22 protein-coding genes are annotated in these 16090 nt (G+C 70.8%); 8 read left to right on the top strand and 14 right to left on the bottom strand.

Annotated features, from left to right (window positions below; translation table 11 throughout):
- Positions 1–69 precede the first annotated feature (69 nt).
- Complete coding sequence (locus tag JOM49_RS08710; RefSeq protein ID WP_209663821.1) at positions 70–1143, bottom strand: UDP-N-acetylmuramate dehydrogenase; 1074 nt, start codon at positions 1141–1143, stop codon at positions 70–72.
- Positions 1144–1168: 25 nt separating this feature from the next.
- Between JOM49_RS08710 and JOM49_RS08705 the strand changes: the two genes are divergently transcribed.
- The 4 genes from JOM49_RS08705 to purU are packed head-to-tail and all read left to right on the top strand — an operon-like array spanning position 1169 to position 3966.
- A complete protein-coding gene (locus tag JOM49_RS08705) occupies positions 1169–1666 on the top strand; it encodes a DUF2505 domain-containing protein (protein WP_209663820.1) in 498 nt (165 codons plus the stop codon).
- A complete protein-coding gene (locus tag JOM49_RS08700; protein WP_209663819.1) occupies positions 1648–2445 on the top strand; it encodes a class I SAM-dependent methyltransferase in 798 nt (265 codons plus the stop codon). Before JOM49_RS08705 ends, JOM49_RS08700 begins: the two co-directional genes overlap by 19 nt.
- Before the next feature lie 52 nt (positions 2446–2497).
- Positions 2498–3127: a DedA family protein gene (locus tag JOM49_RS08695; protein ID WP_308158692.1), complete on the top strand. Its 630-nt coding sequence runs from the start codon at positions 2498–2500 to the stop codon at positions 3125–3127.
- Positions 3100–3966 carry a formyltetrahydrofolate deformylase gene (gene purU, locus JOM49_RS08690; RefSeq protein ID WP_209663818.1) on the top strand — a complete coding sequence of 289 codons (867 nt, stop codon included), beginning with the start codon at positions 3100–3102 and terminating at the stop codon, positions 3964–3966. The genes JOM49_RS08695 and purU overlap by 28 nt, the downstream gene beginning before the upstream one ends.
- A 69-nt stretch (positions 3967–4035) precedes the next feature.
- Here the strand turns inward: purU and JOM49_RS08685 are convergent, their stop codons facing one another.
- From JOM49_RS08685 to JOM49_RS08670, 4 genes are all read right to left on the bottom strand, one after another.
- Entirely contained in the window at positions 4036–4275 is a 240-nt protein-coding gene (locus tag JOM49_RS08685; protein ID WP_209663817.1) for a glutaredoxin family protein, read from the bottom strand.
- Positions 4268–5269, bottom strand: a complete 1002-nt coding sequence (locus JOM49_RS08680) for an NADP-dependent oxidoreductase (protein WP_209663816.1) — start codon at positions 5267–5269, stop codon at positions 4268–4270. The genes JOM49_RS08685 and JOM49_RS08680 overlap by 8 nt, the downstream gene beginning before the upstream one ends.
- Before the next feature lie 3 nt (positions 5270–5272).
- On the bottom strand, positions 5273–5704 hold the full coding sequence (locus JOM49_RS08675; protein WP_209663815.1) for an SRPBCC family protein: 432 nt from the start codon (positions 5702–5704) through the stop codon (positions 5273–5275).
- Between the two features lie 68 nt (positions 5705–5772).
- Positions 5773–6687: an ABC transporter substrate-binding protein gene (locus JOM49_RS08670; RefSeq protein WP_209663814.1), complete on the bottom strand. Its 915-nt coding sequence runs from the start codon at positions 6685–6687 to the stop codon at positions 5773–5775.
- Between the two features lie 131 nt (positions 6688–6818).
- Here JOM49_RS08670 and JOM49_RS08665 point away from each other — a divergent pair, with 131 nt between their 5' ends.
- Both JOM49_RS08665 and JOM49_RS08660 read left to right on the top strand, forming a co-directional pair.
- Positions 6819–7502, top strand: a complete 684-nt coding sequence (locus JOM49_RS08665; RefSeq protein ID WP_308158691.1) for an ABC transporter permease — start codon at positions 6819–6821, stop codon at positions 7500–7502.
- The gene (locus JOM49_RS08660) at positions 7499–8236 is read left to right on the top strand and encodes an ABC transporter permease (RefSeq protein WP_209670988.1); all 738 of its coding nucleotides are present in this window, start codon (positions 7499–7501) and stop codon (positions 8234–8236) included. Before JOM49_RS08665 ends, JOM49_RS08660 begins: the two co-directional genes overlap by 4 nt.
- Here the strand turns inward: JOM49_RS08660 and JOM49_RS08655 are convergent.
- From JOM49_RS08655 to JOM49_RS08630, 6 genes are all read right to left on the bottom strand, one after another.
- Positions 8187–9497, bottom strand: a complete 1311-nt coding sequence (locus JOM49_RS08655) for an aromatic amino acid lyase (RefSeq protein ID WP_209663813.1) — start codon at positions 9495–9497, stop codon at positions 8187–8189. The two genes, JOM49_RS08660 and JOM49_RS08655, sit on opposite strands and share 50 nt — an antisense overlap.
- Positions 9494–10501, bottom strand: coding sequence for an ornithine cyclodeaminase family protein (locus JOM49_RS08650; RefSeq protein WP_209663812.1), 1008 nt, complete (start codon positions 10499–10501; stop codon positions 9494–9496). Before JOM49_RS08650 ends, JOM49_RS08655 begins: the two co-directional genes overlap by 4 nt.
- Complete coding sequence (locus JOM49_RS08645) at positions 10498–11052, bottom strand: YbaK/EbsC family protein (RefSeq protein WP_372443983.1); 555 nt, start codon at positions 11050–11052, stop codon at positions 10498–10500. The genes JOM49_RS08650 and JOM49_RS08645 overlap by 4 nt, the downstream gene beginning before the upstream one ends.
- A 66-nt stretch (positions 11053–11118) precedes the next feature.
- Positions 11119–11415, bottom strand: a complete 297-nt coding sequence (locus JOM49_RS08640) for a DUF2516 family protein (RefSeq protein ID WP_209663811.1) — start codon at positions 11413–11415, stop codon at positions 11119–11121.
- A gap of 84 nt (positions 11416–11499) precedes the next feature.
- Positions 11500–12201, bottom strand: a complete 702-nt coding sequence (locus tag JOM49_RS08635; protein ID WP_209663810.1) for a hypothetical protein — start codon at positions 12199–12201, stop codon at positions 11500–11502.
- Positions 12202–12208: 7 nt separating this feature from the next.
- On the bottom strand, positions 12209–12625 hold the full coding sequence (locus tag JOM49_RS08630; RefSeq protein ID WP_209670981.1) for a helix-turn-helix domain-containing protein: 417 nt from the start codon (positions 12623–12625) through the stop codon (positions 12209–12211).
- Between the two features lie 149 nt (positions 12626–12774).
- Between JOM49_RS08630 and JOM49_RS08625 the strand changes: the two genes are divergently transcribed.
- Positions 12775–13926 (top strand): methyltransferase domain-containing protein, encoded by a 1152-nt coding sequence (locus JOM49_RS08625; RefSeq protein WP_209663809.1) that lies wholly within the window; start codon positions 12775–12777, stop codon positions 13924–13926.
- On the opposite strand, the gene JOM49_RS08620 is transcribed toward JOM49_RS08625, so the two are convergent.
- From JOM49_RS08620 to JOM49_RS08610, 3 genes are all read right to left on the bottom strand, one after another.
- Positions 13915–14550 (bottom strand): AAA family ATPase, encoded by a 636-nt coding sequence (locus JOM49_RS08620; RefSeq protein WP_209663808.1) that lies wholly within the window; start codon positions 14548–14550, stop codon positions 13915–13917. The genes JOM49_RS08625 and JOM49_RS08620 overlap by 12 nt on opposite strands.
- A 9-nt stretch (positions 14551–14559) precedes the next feature.
- On the bottom strand, positions 14560–14946 hold the full coding sequence (locus JOM49_RS08615; RefSeq protein ID WP_245369264.1) for a TFIIB-type zinc ribbon-containing protein: 387 nt from the start codon (positions 14944–14946) through the stop codon (positions 14560–14562).
- Between the two features lie 68 nt (positions 14947–15014).
- Positions 15015–15392 (bottom strand): VOC family protein, encoded by a 378-nt coding sequence (locus JOM49_RS08610; RefSeq protein ID WP_209663807.1) that lies wholly within the window; start codon positions 15390–15392, stop codon positions 15015–15017.
- A 92-nt stretch (positions 15393–15484) separates the two neighbouring features.
- On the opposite strand from JOM49_RS08610, the gene JOM49_RS08605 reads away from it, so the two are divergent.
- Positions 15485–15991, top strand: a complete 507-nt coding sequence (locus tag JOM49_RS08605) for a CGNR zinc finger domain-containing protein (RefSeq protein WP_209670977.1) — start codon at positions 15485–15487, stop codon at positions 15989–15991.
- Positions 15992–16090: the final 99 nt, after the last annotated feature.

Genomic DNA, 16090 nt, shown 5'->3' with positions numbered 1-16090 from the left:
CCCTGCTCCCGGAGAACCCACTCGTCCCCTAGACGCCGCCGGACCGGTCGCGGTTGCTCGCGGCCCAGCTCACAACCGGCAATTGATCAGCAGGGGTTCCGGGTGGAGTTCCACCCCGAAGCGCTTCTCAACCCCGTCGCGCACCTCCCGCGCCAGCGCCAGCAGTTCGGCCGTGGTGGCCGAGCCGCGGTTGGTCAGCGCGAGGGTGTGCTTGGTGGACAAGGAAACCCGGCCACCGGCCCCGGGATGACCCTTGCCGAAACCGGCCCGTTCGATCAACCACGCGGCGGACAGCTTCACCCCATTGTCGGCGGGGTACTGCGGCACCTGCACGTCCGCGCCGACCACCCCGGCGATCCGTTCCAGCACCGCCGGGACGTTCGCCTCGGGCAGGATCGGGTTGGTGAAGAAGGAACCGGCGCTCCAGGTGTCGTGATCGTCCGGATCGAGCACCATGCCCTTGCCGCGGCGGAGTTCGAGGACCGCCTCGCGCACGGTGCCCGCCGGCACCCGCGCGCCGATGTCCACGCCGAGCTTCCTGGCCAGTTCCGCGTACCGGATGGGGCTGGACAGGCCGTCGCCGTGCAGGTCGACGTCGATGGAGAGCACCACGCCGTGGTCGGTGCCCTTGAGCACGCTGGTGCGGTAACCCAGGCGCAACTGCTCCTTGACCAGGGTCCGCACGTCGCGGGTGCGGCGGTCCAGCAGGCGGACCGAGCGCAGCAGGTCGCCGATCTCGAAGCCGTAGGCGCCGACGTTCTGGATGGGCGTCGCGCCGACCAGCCCGGGGATGCCGGACAGGCACTCCAGCCCGCCGAGGCCGTTGCGCACGGTCCACTCGACGAACTCGTCCCAGTTCTCGCCGGCTTCGGCGGTGACGTGCACCACGGGGCCGTCCTGCCGGAGCGTGCGGCCCTTGGTGGCGATCTTGAGCACCCCACCGTCGAAGCCCTCGTCGGCGACGACCAGGTTCGAGCCACCCCCGAGCAGCAGCAGCCGCTCGCCCGCGGCGTCCGCGGCCCGCACCGCTTCGACCAGTTCGTCGCTGGTCGAGGCTTCGGCGAACCGGCGCGCCGGGCCACCGAGGCGCAGCGTGGTGTGCTCGCTCAGACCGGCTTGGGTGGGAGTTTCGAGAGTGCTCACGCCCCCGAACGGTACTGTCCCGCTCATGGCATCCCGTATCGAGCACCGCGCGGAGTTCGCGCAGAGCGTGGACGAGGTCTACGACGCGCAGTCGGCCGAAGAGGTCCTGCGCGCCCGCCTCGACCTGCTGGGCGGCAAGCACGCCGGGCTGCCGGAGCACACCGCCGACGAGCACCGGGCGGCGTACAAACTCGTCCAGGGCATCGGCGCGGACCAGCTGCCGCAGGCGGTCCGCACGATCCACAAGGGCGATCTGATCGTGCACCGCGAGCAGGTGTGGGAGCACACCGGCGACCGCTACACCGGCACCGCGAAGGCCACCGTCCAGGGCGTGCCGGGGGAGATCACCGCGCGCACCGAGCTGGTGCCGAACGGCACCGGTGCGACGTTGATCACCAGTGGCGAGGTGCGCGTCCGCATCCCGCTGGTCGGCGCCAAGCTGGAACAGGTGATCGCCGAGCAGGTGACCAGGCTGCTGGTGCGTGAAGCCGAATTCACCGCGAAGTGGCTCGCGGACGGCTGACCGTCCCGGTAGGCGCACCCACCCGAGGAACCACGAACCCGAACCGGCTCCGCCGCGTCGATCGCTGGCTGACCGGCACCCCGTCGATCGCCGCTGTGCTGCGGGCGGCCGAGCCGCTGGTCGTCGATCTGGGTTACGGCGCGTCACCGGTGACCACGGTGGAACTGGCCCAGCGGCTGCGGACGATCTCCCCGCGCGTGCGCGTGCTGGGCCTCGAACTGGACCCCGAGCGCGTCGCCGCGGCCGCGCCCGCCGCCGATCCGCCGTGGCTGGACTTCCGGCGCGGCGGGTTCGAGCTGGCGGGCGCGCGACCGGTGCTGGTGCGGGCGTTCAACGTGCTGCGGCAGTACGCCGAGGACGAGGTCGAAGGGGCGTGGAAGACCATCCTCGACGGGCTCGCGCCCGGTGGCCTGCTGGTGGAGGGCACCTGCGACGAGATCGGCCGCCGGTGCGCGTGGATCACGGTGTCGGACGAGGGACCCCGGACGCTGACGCTGTCCTGCCGCGCGGCGAGCCTGGACCGGCCGTCCGGCATCGCCGAGCGACTGCCGAAGTCGCTGATCCACCGCAACGTGCCCGGTGAACCGGTGCACGAGTTCCTGTCGTTGTTCGACGCCTGCTGGGACACCGCGGCCGGGCACCAGGCGTTCGGACCGCGGGCGCGGTGGGCCGAGGCGGTGCGCCTGCTGGCCGGGCGGGGCTGGCCGGTGCTCGACCGGCGGGCGCGCTGGCGGCTCGGCGAGGTGACCGTGCCCTATTCGAGCGTCGCCCCACGCTGAATATTCACCCCGATCATCCCGGGGCGTCACCGCGGTTGCCGACGATGAGCACGTGCTCGACTTCCTGCAGGCCGCACTCGGTTCGCCGTGGTTGTGGCTGCTGGTCTTCGCGGTGTCCGCCTTGGACGCGCTGCTGCCGTTCATGCCGAGCGAGACCGCGGTGGTGGGCCTAGCAGTGCTAGTCGGAATGGACTTCGGCGCGCTAGCACTGCTAGCCGTGATCGCGGCGACCGGTGCCTTCGGTGGCGACCTGCTCAGCCACGCCATCGGGCGCACGGCGGGCCCGGCCGTGGTGGCCCGGCTGCACCGCGGGGAGAAGGGCGCCCGGCGGTACGCGTGGGCGCGGCGGACGGTGGCCGAGCGCGGCGCGCTGCTGATCATCGGTGCCCGGTACCTGCCGGGCGGTCGGGTCGCGGCGGGCCTGGCCACCGGGACCATGCGGTACCCGCTGCGGCGGTTCGTCGCGCTGGACGCGCTCGGCGCGTCGATCTGGGCGGTCTACAGCGTGGTGCTCGGCCTGCTCGGGGGCGCGGGATTCAGCGGTGAGCCGGTGAAGGGCCTGGTGCTGGCGTTCGGCGCCGGGCTGGCGGTGGTCGTTCTTCTGGAGGTGGCCCGGCGCGCCGTGGCGGGGCGCACGGGGAAGGATGGACAACCGTGCCACCGTCAGAACGCAGATACGTGATCACCTTCGGCTGTCCCGACCGGACCGGGATCGTCGCGCGCATCGCCGCCTTCCTCGCCGAAGCGGGCGGCTGGATCGTCGAAGCCGCCTACCACACCGATCCGGAGACCGGCTGGTTCTTCACCAGGCAGGAGGTGCGCGCCGACTCGCTGCCGTTCGACGTCGACGAGCTGCGCGCGCGGTTCGCCGGGGTGGCGCGCTCGCTGGGCAGCGACACGGACTGGACGGTGGTCGACACCGCCGAGCGGCGCCGCGTGGTGATCCTGGTCTCGAAGGAGGGGCACTGCCTGTACGACCTGCTCGGGCGGGTCGCCTCCGGGGAGCTGGACGTGGACGTCAGCGCGGTGATCGGCAACCACGACTCGCTCGGCGACATCACCCGCGCGCACGGCATCCCGTTCCACCACGTGCCGTTCCCGGCCGGCGGCAAGGCGGAGGCGTTCGAGCGGGTGCGCTCGCTGGTCGACGCCCACGACCCGCACGCGATCGTGCTGGCGCGGTTCATGCAGATCCTGCCCGCGGAGCTGTGCGCGGCGTGGGCGGGACGGGCGCTGAACATCCACCACAGCTTCCTGCCCTCGTTCATCGGCGCGCGGCCGTACCACCAGGCGCACGCGCGGGGCGTGAAACTGGTGGGGGCGACCTGCCACTACGTCACCGCGGACCTCGACGCCGGGCCCATCATCGAGCAGGACGTCATCCGCGTCGGCCACGGCGATTCGGTCGCCGACATGGTGCGCAAGGGGCGGGACATCGAGAAGTTCACCCTGGCGAAGGGCCTGCGGTGGCACCTGGAGAACCGCGTACTGGTGCACGGCAACCGCACCGTCGTCTTCTGACCGGCGAGTGCCGTGAATGTGGCTTTCACGGCGGAATGTGCCGTGAAAGCCACATTCACGGCATGGGCGTCATCTCGCCAGGTGGGCGGAGAGCGCCTCGTCGGTGGGTTCGACCAGGAAGGTGCCGTCGTCGAAGACGATGGTCGGGATGCGGCGGGCGCCATCCTGGAGCGAGCGGACGCGGGCCTCCGCCTCCGCATCGGCTTCCACGTCGACATAGCGGTATTCGACGCCCTCACGGTCCAGCAGGGCGCGGCTCCGGCGGACATCGGGGCACCAGCCGGCCCCGTACACGATCGGCTCAGACACGGACCAGCATCTTCCCGGTGTTGGCGCCGCCCAGCAGGTCGATGAACGCCTGCGGCGCGTTGCGGATGCCGTCGACCACGGTCTCGGAGTACTTCAGCTGCCCGCCGGTGACCAGCGGCGCCACCTCCGCGACGAACTCCGGCTGCTTGGCGCCGTGGTCGGAGACCAGGAAACCCTGGATGTGCAACCGCTTCCCGACGATCTTCATCAGGTTCCGCGGGCCCGGCACGGCCTGGGTGTCGTTGTAGGTGGAGATCATCCCGCACACCGCGAACCGCGCGTGCACGTTCGCCGCTTCGATCGCCGCTTCGAGGTGTTCACCGCCGACGTTGTCGAAGTACACGTCGATACCGTCCGGGGCGGCCTCGGCCAGCTGCGCGGCGACCGGCCCGTCCTTGTAGTTGAACGCGGCGTCGAAGCCGAGATCCTCGGTCAGGAACCGGACCTTCTCCGCCGAGCCCGCGCTGCCGATCACCCGCTTCGCGCCCTTGAGCTTCGCCAGCTGACCGGCGACCGTGCCGACCGCACCGGCCGCGCCCGAGACGAAAACCGTGTCGTCGGGCGAGAAGTGCGCGATCTCGTGCAGCCCCACCCAGGCGGTGAGCCCGGTCATGCCGAGCACACCCAGGTAGCTGCTCAGCGGCGCCAGTTCCGCGTCGACCTTCGCCACGTGCTTGGCGTCGACCACGGCGTGCGTGCGCCAGCCGAGCTGGTGCACCACCTTGTCCCCGGGGGCGAATCCATCCACAGTGGACTCGATCACCTCGCCGGCCGCGCCACCGTACATCGCCTTGCCCAGTTCGTACGGCTCCGCGTACGACTTGGCCTCCGACATCCGGCCGCGCATGTACGGGTCCACGCTGATGAACTCGTTGCGCACCAGCAGTTGCCCCGCCGCGGGCGAGGGGACATCGGTGTCCACAATGGAAAAGTCCGTGTGCGCGGGCAGGCCGTGCGGCCGCTTGGCGAGCCGGACCTCGGTAGCTTCACTCACCGCTCAGACCTCTTTTTCGATGTTCTGCAGGACACCGGCGTAGATGCGCTTGAGCCCGCCCGGCGCGAAGGTCTTCTCGAAGAACCCGCCGATGCCGCCCGCGCCGTTCCAGCTGGTCTCGATGCGCACCATGCTGCCCCCGCCGAGCTCGCGCACGGTCCAGGTGGTCACCATCGTGGAGTTGGCGTCGGTCTCGACCAGGGTGCCGGGCTCCGGCTCGGAAACGGTGGCCGCGACGTCACGCACGCGCTTCGAGGTCGCCTGCAGCTTCCACTTGGCGACCGTGCCCGAGCCGTTGCCGCCCTCGACCACCTCGTAGTCGCGATACTGCTCGGTGAGGATCTTCGGCCGCGCGGTGTAGTCGGCGACCAGCTCGCGCACCTTCTCCACCGGCGCGTCGATCCTGCGCTCCGCGGTGGCGGTGACCTTGCCCATACTCAAGCTCCTTCACAGAGGCTGTCTTCGGCCCCGCCTCGCGGTGGGGCCGAAGTCCATTCTCCGCCCTAGATCAGCCCCTGGGTGGCCAGCCACTCCTTCGCGACGTCGGCGGGCAGTTCGCCGTCGGAGTCGACCAGCTTGTTCAGGCCCCGGAGTTCCTCGGTGGTCAGCTTCGCGCTGACCGCGTTCACCGTGGCCGCGAAGTCGGGGCCGCGCTCGTCGAGCACCTTCTTCGCCACCGCGGGCACCACGTTCTCGGTCGGCACGATCGCCAGATCGTCCTCCAGCGCCTTGAACGCCGGGTCACCCACCAGTGGGTTCACCGAGTCGACCGGGATCACCGTGACCGCGCCGGACCGCAGCTGCTCCACCCGCGGCCCGGCCTCCTGCACCGCCTGGAAGGTGGCGTTGACGCCGTAGGTGTCGCGGATGCCGGCGAAGCAGGTCGGCCGCTTCTCGCACTCCGGCCCACCGGCCACCACCACGTTCGGCAGCTTCTTCAGGTCGCCGATCTTCACCAGGCCCTGCGCCTGCGCCAGGTCGGCCTTCACCAGGTAGGTGTTCTTGTTCTCGGCGGGCGCGTAGTCCAGCAGCCCGATGTTCGACTTCGCGAACAGCTCGGTGAGCTTGGCGTGCTCGGAGGCGGCGTCCTTGGGGGCGGTCTCGTTGAACCCGTTGACGATCGCCGCGCCCTGGTACTCGGGGATGAACTGCAGCTCACCCTTCTGCAGCGACGGGTAGATCAGCTCGCGCGAGCCGATGTTCAGCTTGCGCTCCACCGGATACCCCTTCGCCTCCAGCGCGGCGCCGTACAGCTCGGCGAGGATCACGCTGTCGGTGAAGTTGAAGGAAGCGAGCACGATCGGCGCGCCACCCTTGCCCTCGGCGGGCGCGGCAGCGTCGTCTCCGCCGCCACCACAGGCAGCGAGGCCGAGCGTCGCGGCGGCCAGCACGGCGGCCAGCCGGAAAGTCCTGCGCATGGGAAGTTCCTTTTCATCCGGGAGAGGCAACGCTAACCGTCTGCTACGACATTCATCCACATGTCGAGACGCAACCGGGACCGGTTCCCAACTTCCGGGAACACTGCCTCCATCCGGGGTAGGCTCACGCGGTGCGAACACTCTTCGCAGCTCAGAGCGACCGGCCGCTGTTCGAATGGCGCTGGGTGGAGCGGAACGCGGACAACATCGTCACCCGCTTCACCGAGCACGTCTCGCTGACCGCCACCGCGCTCGGCATCGGGCTGGTGCTCTCGGTCGGGCTGGCCGTGCTCTCCCTGCGCTGGCGCTGGTTCTACCCGGTGACGCTGAGCGCGGCGGGCGCGCTGTACGTGATCCCCAGCCTCGGCGCCTTCGCGCTGCTCGTCCCGTTCACCGGGCTGTCGTTCACCACCGCGGTCATCCCGCTGGCCACCTACACCCTGCTCATCCTGGTGCGCAACATCGTCACCGGCGTGCAGCAGGTGCCCACCGAGGTCCGCGAGGCCGCCATCGGCCTCGGTTTCACCAGGGTCAACCTGCTGTTCCGGGTGGAACTGCCGCTCGCGCTGCCGGTGGTCATCGCGGGGCTGCGGGTGGCCGCGGTGACCACCATCGGCCTGGTCACCGTGACCTCCATGCTCGGCATGGGCGGCCTCGGTTTCTTCATCCGCCAGGGCATCCAGACCACCACGCCGAACCCGACCGCGATCATCGTCGGCATCGGCCTGTCCATCCTGCTCGCCGTGCTGGTCGACCTGCTGCTGTGGCTGAGCGAACGCGCACTCGCGCCCTGGACGCGGAAGGCCCGCGGATGAACGTCTTCGACCAGCTCGCCGCCTGGCTCGGGGAGCCGGGCCGCTGGAGCTTCACCGATCCGTCCGGCATCCCGTACCGCACGGTCGAGCACCTGAGCTTTTCCCTGCTGTCGCTGGTCATCGCCGCGCTGCTGACCATCCCGCTCGCGCTCTGGCTCGCGCACTACCGCCGGGCCGCGTTCCTCGCCTCCAGCGCGGTGAACATCGGCCGCGCCATCCCGAGCTTCGGGCTGATCATCCTGTTCTGGTTCCTGGCCAGCCGGTGGGAGGTCGACACCACCTTCTGGCCGCTGCTGATCGCGCTGGTCGCGCTCGCGCTGCCGCCGTTGTTCACCAACACCTACGCCGGGGTCACCAGCCTCGACCAGGCGCCGGTGGACGCCGCGCGCGGCACCGGGTACACCGAAGGCCAGATCATGCTGCGCATCGAACTCCCGTTGTCGCTGCCGGTGGTGCTGGCCGGCGCCCGCGTGGCGTTCCTGCAGCTGGTGGCCACGGTGGCGATCGGCGCGATCGTGAACGACGGCGGCGGCCTCGGGCGCTACATCGTCGACGGGTTCGCCCAGGGCGCCGGTGGTTACGGCGAAATCCTCGGCGGCGGCATCGCGGTAATCGTGCTCGCGCTGGTCTGCGAAGGCGCGTTCTCGCTGCTCACGCGGTTCACCGTGCCGCGCGGACTGCGGATCACGCGGAAGAACGAGCTCCCCAGTCGCGCCAAGGCGACCATTTCCTGACCAGTTCCTCGATCTCCGGTCCCAGCGGCCGGTCCTCGGTCAACGGCTCGATCAGTCCGTTCGGTTCACCGCGCAGGAAGGCCGCCTGCGCCAGGCCGATGTGTTCACAGACGGTGATCGTCAGCAGTCGCTCGACCGCCTCCCGCAACTGCTCTCCGGCAGCACACGCAAACGCTTGCACGTCCTCCTGACCATTGGAGGTGTCGATCGAGCCGAGCGTGGCGGGAGTGGCGAGCCGTCGCAGAGCGTGCAACTCGCCGACGGCTCGCTTGTGCAGCGGAGTGAGCCCGGTCTGCGGTCCTGGGACCACGGCCAGCTGCGGGTTGAGCCCGCTGAACCGTTCGTCGAGCAGGCGGTGCAGCCGCTGGACGCTGATCTCGCCGAGGTGCGCGAGCGCCGCGCTCACCGCGTCCATCCGGAGCCCGAGGTCGGCCGCGTGGAAAGCGTCGGTGGAGACGAACCCGCCGTCCACGAAGGCGGGCGAGTCGGTGACGGCGAAGGCGCGCTCGACCTCGTCGGCCAACTCGGCCAGCACGCGGCGGGCATGCGCGGTCGCCCGCGCACCCACCCGCACGGAAACCGGCGGCTGCACGGTCCCCGGCCGGACCGGGAACTCGGCCGCCGCGACCAGGTCGACCACCTGCTTCGCTTCCGCACCACGGAGGATCGCGTGCGCGGTGGCGATCGGCGCACCCTGGATGAAGGTCAGCCCCTCCTTCGGCCCAGGCACGTACGGCTCGACGCCTCGAACTTCGAGCGCCTCCGCGGCGGGCTGCCCGTCGAGCATGCGGCCGATGCCGAGGAACGTCTGGAACGCGTGGCTCAACGGGATGATTTCGCCAGCACAACCGATTCCGTCACCGGGAACCGCCGGGACGAACCCGTCACCGAGGCGGTCCACCAGAAACGATACCGCTTCGGCACTGGCACCCGTGGACGGCAGCAGCATTCCGCGCAACCGCACCGCGAACACCGCGCGGACGTCCCGTTCCGGCAACCACGGCGGCCCGCCGACCGCCCGGCCGATCAGCAGCCGACGCTGGTGCGTGGCTTGTTCTTCGGCCGACAGCACCACGTCGACCATGCGCCCCATGCCGGTGTTCACGCCGTAGACCGGACGCGCGGCGGCCGTCAGCGCGTCGAGCACCAGCGCCCGGTTCGCCGCCACCGACGCCAGCAGCTCGGGCGCCAGTTCGACCCGCTTTCCTTCCGCCACCGCGAGAATCGCCGCGGCGTCGAGCTCCTCCGGCGCCGAGATCATCGGTACGGGAGCATGGTGCCGACGTCGGCCGCCTCGGCGCGGCGCAGGATCATGTTCGCCACCGAAAGGTCCGTTGTGGACAGTCCACGGTGCCAGAACAGGACGCGCTCGTCGTCGTTCTCACGGCCGGGTCGCTTGCCCGCGACCACGTCACCGATCTCGGCGTGCACGCGTTCCTCGGTCAGGATCCCGGCGTTGAGCTGCGGTCGCAGCGCACCGAACTCGGGGTTGCCGGACTGGGACTCGCGCCAGTTGTCCACCACGACCTTGTCGACCACGTCGAGCAGGTCCAGTTCCAGCGCGCTGATCGTCCCGTACGGCACCAGGAAGCTGCCCGGGCGCAGGAACTCCTTGCGCACCAGCGGTTCCGGCTCGACCAGCCGGGACGCCTCGACCATGATGTCGGCGCCGTCCAGCGTGTCCGCGGCGTTGTCGAGCACCCGCACCGGCTTGCCGAGGTGCTCGCTCAGCTGCTCGCCGAACGCCTCCCGCGACTCCGGCCGCTTGCTGGTCACCCGGATCTCGGCGAAGTCGAACAGCGAGTCCAGCAGTACCACGTTCCACCAGGCGGTGCCGCGCGCGCCGATGTGCCCGAGCACACGGGAGTCCTTCCGCGCCAGGTACTTCGCCCCGACCGCGGTCATCGCGCCGGTCCGCGCGTCGGTGATCATGGTGCCGTCGACGATGGCACGCGGCATGCCGGTGTCCGGGTCGAGCAGCAGGATCAGCGCCATCTCGCTCGGCAGGCCGCGCTCGAAGTTGCCGACGAAGTCGCCGACCACCTTCACCCCGCTGACCTGCTGCGACGACAGGTGCCCGCGCAGCACGTTGAAGTGGCCCTTGCCCCCGTTGTCCGGCACGAGGTGCGTGCGCGGCTCGAAGACCACGCGGTCCTCGCCGTGGTCGTGCAGCACGTCTTCGACCGCGTCGACGATGTCCGCGCCGGTCACGCCGAGCGAATCGATGTCGGCGGCGTTGAGGTAGCGCAGCCAGACCGACGTCACGAGGCGACCGGCTTGCCCAAGCCCTCGATGACCTCGGCGCCGGGCAGGGACGCGAGCAGCGCGCCGGAGACGAGCAGCTTGCTGCCGCGGATCCCGCTGCCGATCACCAGCTCGGGGGCGTCGGCCACGGCCTGGTCCACCAGGATCGGCCAGCCGCCGGGCAGCCCGACCGGGGTGATGCCGCCGTACTCCATGCCGGTCAGCTCGACCGCTTCGGCCATCGGCGCGAAACTGGCTTTGCGCACGTCGAGACGGCGTTTGATGACGTTGTTCACATCCGCGCGGGTGGTGGCGAGCACCATCGCGGCGGCGTAGCGGACCTCACCGGCGCGCTTGCCGGAGACGACCACGCAGTTGGCGGACGCGGCGAGCGGGGAGCCGTAGGCCTCGCAGAAGGCGGCGGTGTCGGCGAGCTCGGGATCGATGGCGGCGACGCCGGCTTCGAGGTCCAGCGCGGCCAGTGCCTTGGCCACGGGCTCGGCGAGCAGATCGGTGCGCAGTGCGGCCGGTTCGACGGACAGGGAACCGGCGATGGTCCAGGAGGTGGTCACCCGGCCCAGGCTAGCCGCGCGAAGCGCGTCCGTTGAGGGTGGTGGTGGGCGAGGGGCCGGCCATAATCACCAGTTGTGGCCGCCGCGCTGGACCTCGATGAGCTTGGGGCGGACGTCCACGATGTAGACCAGGGAGGCGACCAGTCCGGCCAGCCAGAAGATCATGCCGGGGCCGTAGAACCCGAACAACGCCATCGCCGCCGTGCTGCCGCCGGTGATGGCCATCCAGATCGGCTTGGTCTTGCGGTCCGCCGCGGTGTAGGCGTCCGCCCGCTGGGTCAGCGAGTGCAGGAAGGCGAACGCGCCAGCCACCACCCCGAGCCAGTGGATGATGTCGACGATCCACAATGCGATTAACGGCACGGTGCCAGGGTACGGCAAACCGGGCGAACGGCTCAGGCCCCGGCACTCCAGAGGGGTGCCGGGGCCTGGTGCGCGGCCGGAGACCTACTTGTCGGTCTTCGGGGTGCTGGTGTTGGGGCTGGTCTTCTTCGCGGTGCTGGTCGTGGTGGTCTTGCGGGTGGTCGTGGCGGCCGGCTTCGGCGCGGTCCGGTTGGCGGCCTTGCGGCTCGCGCTGCGGACCTCGTGCGCCACGTCGTCGCCGAACTCCTCGACGTTCTCGGCGGCCTCGTCCGCGACCCGCTCCACGCGGCGCGCGGTCTTCTCACCCACGGAACGGGTCTTGCGGGTCACCTTGCCCAGCACGTCCTCGACGCGCTCGCGGGTCTCGACCGAGACGCCCTCGACGCGCTCCTGCGCGGTGTGCACGGCGTCTTCCAGCTGGTCGATGGCCTTCTTGACCTGCGGCTGCGCGGCGAAGCGGTCCCAGGCCTGCTCACCGGACTCGGCGAGGCGGTGGTACAGCTTCAGCGCGGCGTCGGTGTACTCGTCGATCACCTTGCGCAGCTCGGCCGGGTCCAGCCGCTCACGGAGGGTCTCCACGTCGGAGGGCAGTTCCTCGATGTTCTTGCGCGCGGTCTCGCTGCTCTCGGTCACCCGGGCCTTGGCCTTGTTCACCGCGTCGGCCACGGCCTCGGCGGCCAGGTTGCCCGCGCCCAGCGCGGCCAGCAGCGGGGTGCGCACCTGCTCCAGTGCGGCGTTGAGGTTCTTGCGGGCTTCGTCGGTGCGCTGGTTGGTGGGGGTGCTCATCCGGTTCTCACTCCTTGTGGCTGTCTTCGCCAGTGGCGCCCACCGGGCGCTCGGCTGGTGGCTTCGCGGTCGCCTCCGCCACGTGGTTTTCACGGCGGAACGACTCGTACACGTCGAGCAGGACTTGCTTCTGCCGTTCGGTGAGCTCGGGGTCGGCGCGAATCGCGTCGCCGACCGGCCCGCCCTTCGGCAGGTCGAGGATCCCGGCCTGCACGTACAGCGCCTCGGCGGAGATGCGCAGGCCCTTGGCGATCTGCTGCAGGATCTCCGCGCTCGGCTTGCGCACCCCGCGCTCGATCTGGCTCAAGTACGGGTTGGACACCCCGGCGAGCTTCGACAGCTGGCGCAACGAGATCTTCGCGCTGTTGCGCTGCTGGCGGATGTACTCACCGATGTCGGAGGCGATGTCGGCGACCTTGTCCATCGGCTTGCTGTGCTGCTCGCCCTGATCGGTCATCCGCGGAACCCTCTCTCCTCTCGACACCACCGACGGTACGCGGCAGTGCTAGCTCCTGCAAGCACTCTGCTTGCAACCATCGGGTGAGGTGTACCTCACCGCGTTAACCTGGACCGATGGCACTGGACCGGCGTCGAGCGCTGACCGCCCGGCTGCGGCGGTCCGGCGTGCTGACCGAAGCCGCCTGGCTCGCCGCGTTCGAAGCCGTGCCGCGAGAGACCTTCCTGTCGCGGTTCTTCGTGCCGGTCGGCGGCGGCTGGCGCGCGGTGGCCCGCGGCGACGACGGCTGGCTCGACCAGGTCTACACCGACCAGGTGCTGGTCACCCAGCTCGACGGGGACGAGTCGGCGTGGGACCGGGCCCGCGCGGGGGACGTGGTGACCGGGACGCCGACCTGTTCCTCCAGCATGCCCACCATCATGGCGATCATGCTGGAGGCGCTGCGGACCGGGGAGCGCGCGCGGGTGCTGGAGATCGGCACCGGCACCGGGTACAACACCGCCCTGCTGTGCCACCGCGTCGGCGCCACGAACGTGTCCACTGTGGACATCGATGGGGCGCTGGTGCGCACCGCGGGCGCCGCGCTCGCCGAGGCGGGGTACGAACCGGAGAGCGTCACCGGCGACGGCGCCCGCGGCCTCCCCGGCAGCGCGCCGTTCGACCGCGTGCTGTGCACCTGCGCGGTGTCCGGCATCCCACCGGCCTGGGTCGAGCAGACGCGGCCGGGCGGCCTGCTCGTCACCACGCTGAACCGGCCGATCGGCGCGGGCCTGGTGCGCCTGGTCGCTGAGGAGGGCACGGTCGCGCACGGGCGCGTGCTGTCGCAGGACGGGCGGTTCATGCCGTTGCGGGCCCACCGGCACGCCGACCCCGGTGACCTGCTGGCCGAGGTGCGCGACACCGAGGCCGGGCACTCGCGCCGGACCTCGCTGCCCGCCTCCGCGGTGCTGAGCCCGTCGAGTCCGCTGGAGTTCTTCGCCAGCCTGGAGCTGGAGGGCGTGCTGCCCGCGTACCCGGGCGACGACGGCGTGGTCTACCTGCTGCACCCCGACGGTTCCTGGGTGCGGCACGCGGAACGGAACGGGCGGTATTCCGTAGCGCAGGGCGGTCCGCGATTCCTCTGGGACCTCGCCGAGCAGGCACGCGTCCGCTGGCGCAAGCTCGGCAAACCCGGCCGTTCGCGCTTCGGCGTGACCGTCGACGGGGACCGGCAGGAGTTCTGGCTGGACGAACCGGGCAGCCCGCACCGCTGGCGGTTAGGCGGGTAGGCGCTTCTCCACCCAGGTGCAGGCGTAATCGACGGCCTCGTCAATGGTCGCGTTGGTGGTGTCGAACAACTCCACCGGCGGGTCGAGAGTGGCCGCCGAGTCGCGGAGCCACTCGTTGAACTCCAGCATTTCCGCGATCCGCGGCTCGTCCCACTCGCGCCAGGCCGGCCGGGCACGCAGCCGCTCGGCCAGCGCTTCGGGCTCGGCGACGAACGCGAGGTAGTGGATGCCGTCGAAGTAGGCGCGTTCGGGCAGCGGCTCGAACTCGGGCGGCGCGACCGTGCCGCAGAGCACCACCGGGCGGGCGCTCTGGTGGATCATCGCGGCCATCCGCAGCCAGGTGGCGCGGAAGGCGCCGTGGCCGTAGCCGTCCGGCGAGTTCTCCCGGAGCACCCCGGTCCAGAGCACGTCCTGCTCCAGCGCGACGACCCGGCCGGAGAGCCGGGCGGCCAGGCGGGGGCCCACCGTGGACTTGCCTGCCCCGCTGGGACCGGTGAGCGCGAACAGCGGCAACCGCCGGAAGGTCCAGCGGTGGCCGCAGCGGTCGCACCGGAGCTGGGTGGTGCCGGTGACCGGGTGGTCGCCCCGGTCACCGCACCCCGGGCAGATCTTCAGGTCGAGCACTACTAGGTCTCAGTCGAAAAGGTTCTCGAGGAAGCCCTTGCGGCGGTGACCGTGCCCGCCGTAGGCACGCGGCGAGTCGCCGTAGCCGTGCCCGCCGCGGTGCGCGCGGGGCGAGTCCGAGTAACCGCGACCACCGCCGTGGCCGCCGTACGGCCGCGGCGAGTCCCCGTGGCCGCCGCGGAACGGCTTGGGGGAATCCCCGTGCCCGCCCCGGAACGGCTTCGGCGAGTCGCCGTAGCGCGGCGCGTGCCCACCCGGGTAGGGCGCCGGAGCGCCGCCGCCGTAGTAGGAACCCTCGGCCGCGACGATCTGCTCGAGCTCACCGCGGTCGAGAAAGATGCCGCGGCAGCCGTCGCACTGTTCGAGGTGGACGCCGTTCTTGTTCAGCGTCCTCATCTGGTTCTGGCACTTCGGACAAATCACGTGGCCCAGCCTACGCATAACCGGGCGCGCATGGGTGAGCTTCAGCACGCGCAGAGGCAGAAGGGGTGGCCGGCCGGGTCGGCGAAGACGCGGAAGCCGCTGCCGTCGTGGTAGCTGGTGTCGTCGAGCAGGCGAGCGCCGATGCGCACCGCGCGCTCGTGGGCGGCTTCCATGTCGGTGACGGTCAGGTCGAGGTGGAACTGCTGCGGCTTCTTCGGCGACGGCCACTCGGGCGCGCGGAACTCGGCGACGCTCTGGAACTCGATCTTGGGGCCGCCGTCGGGATTGCGCAGGGTCATCCAGCCCTCGTCGCCCTCGGGGTCGGGCCAGTCGAGCAGCCGGGCGTAGAACGCCGCGAGCTCGGGCGCGTCGGCGCAGTCGAGCACGACGGAGCCGAATGCGGGTACCGCGGTGGCCATCGTGGGATCCTCCCTGTCGGGGTAACCGTCGTAGCGAGTATGACGGTTAGTGGGGCGCGTCACAACCTACACTGGGCGGCGTGCGCAGCACCCTGGAAGCCGACGTCACGCTGGTGCTCGACTTCCTGAACACCCTGGACGTGGACGACGGCACCGACGAGCTGGAGACCGCCGATTCCTGGCGTGCCTGGGCTTCCGCGCGCTCGCTTCGGGCGGGCACGGTCAGGGAAGCGCGCACGGCTCGCTCTTCGCTGCGCTCGCTGGTCGGTGACCCGATGGCTTCGGCGGCTCCCCTGTCGGAGCCCGTACGTATCGAGGTTCGCGCCGATGGCCCGGCCCTCGTCGCGGACACCGCCGTCGGCGCGATCCTGACGGCCGCCGCTCGCCTCTCCCTGCTGGGGGACTTCGGCCGCCTCAAAATCTGCCCCGCGGACGACTGCCGATGGGCCTTCTACGACCGCTCGCGGAACCGCTCACGCTCGTGGTGCTCGATGAGCTCGTGCGGCAACCGGGAAAAAGCCCGAGCCTGGCGGCAACGCACTACCACACCCCCCACACCTGTGGACAACCCGGGGGATAACTCCCCACCCTGTGGATAACTCCCCCGCCCACCCACCCCCAGGCACCCGAACCCCACGTTCAGGCACCCGAACCCACGCTCACGCACCCGAACCCCACGCTCGCGCAGCCGAACCCCA

Origin of the sequence: Amycolatopsis magusensis (genome assembly GCF_017875555.1) — a bacterium.
GTDB classification, from domain to species: domain Bacteria; phylum Actinomycetota; class Actinomycetes; order Mycobacteriales; family Pseudonocardiaceae; genus Amycolatopsis; species Amycolatopsis magusensis.
This window is presented reverse-complemented; position numbering and strand designations above follow the sequence as displayed.

Coding starts and splice junctions, on each gene's coding strand:
- JOM49_RS08610 (WP_209663807.1), bottom strand. CDS start 15,392: ATGGCCACCGCGGTACCCGCATTCGGCTCCGTCGTGCTCGACTGCGCC.
- JOM49_RS08655 (WP_209663813.1), bottom strand. CDS start 9,497: ATGATCTCGGCGCCGGAGGAGCTCGACGCCGCGGCGATTCTCGCGGTG.
- JOM49_RS08660 (WP_209670988.1), top strand. CDS start 7,499: ATGAACGTCTTCGACCAGCTCGCCGCCTGGCTCGGGGAGCCGGGCCGC.
- JOM49_RS08705 (WP_209663820.1), top strand. CDS start 1,169: ATGGCATCCCGTATCGAGCACCGCGCGGAGTTCGCGCAGAGCGTGGAC.
- JOM49_RS08670 (WP_209663814.1), bottom strand. CDS start 6,687: ATGCGCAGGACTTTCCGGCTGGCCGCCGTGCTGGCCGCCGCGACGCTC.
- JOM49_RS08625 (WP_209663809.1), top strand. CDS start 12,775: ATGGCACTGGACCGGCGTCGAGCGCTGACCGCCCGGCTGCGGCGGTCC.
- JOM49_RS08675 (WP_209663815.1), bottom strand. CDS start 5,704: ATGGGCAAGGTCACCGCCACCGCGGAGCGCAGGATCGACGCGCCGGTG.
- JOM49_RS08615 (WP_245369264.1), bottom strand. CDS start 14,946: ATGAGGACGCTGAACAAGAACGGCGTCCACCTCGAACAGTGCGACGGC.
- JOM49_RS08635 (WP_209663810.1), bottom strand. CDS start 12,201: ATGAGCACCCCCACCAACCAGCGCACCGACGAAGCCCGCAAGAACCTC.
- JOM49_RS08630 (WP_209670981.1), bottom strand. CDS start 12,625: ATGGACAAGGTCGCCGACATCGCCTCCGACATCGGTGAGTACATCCGC.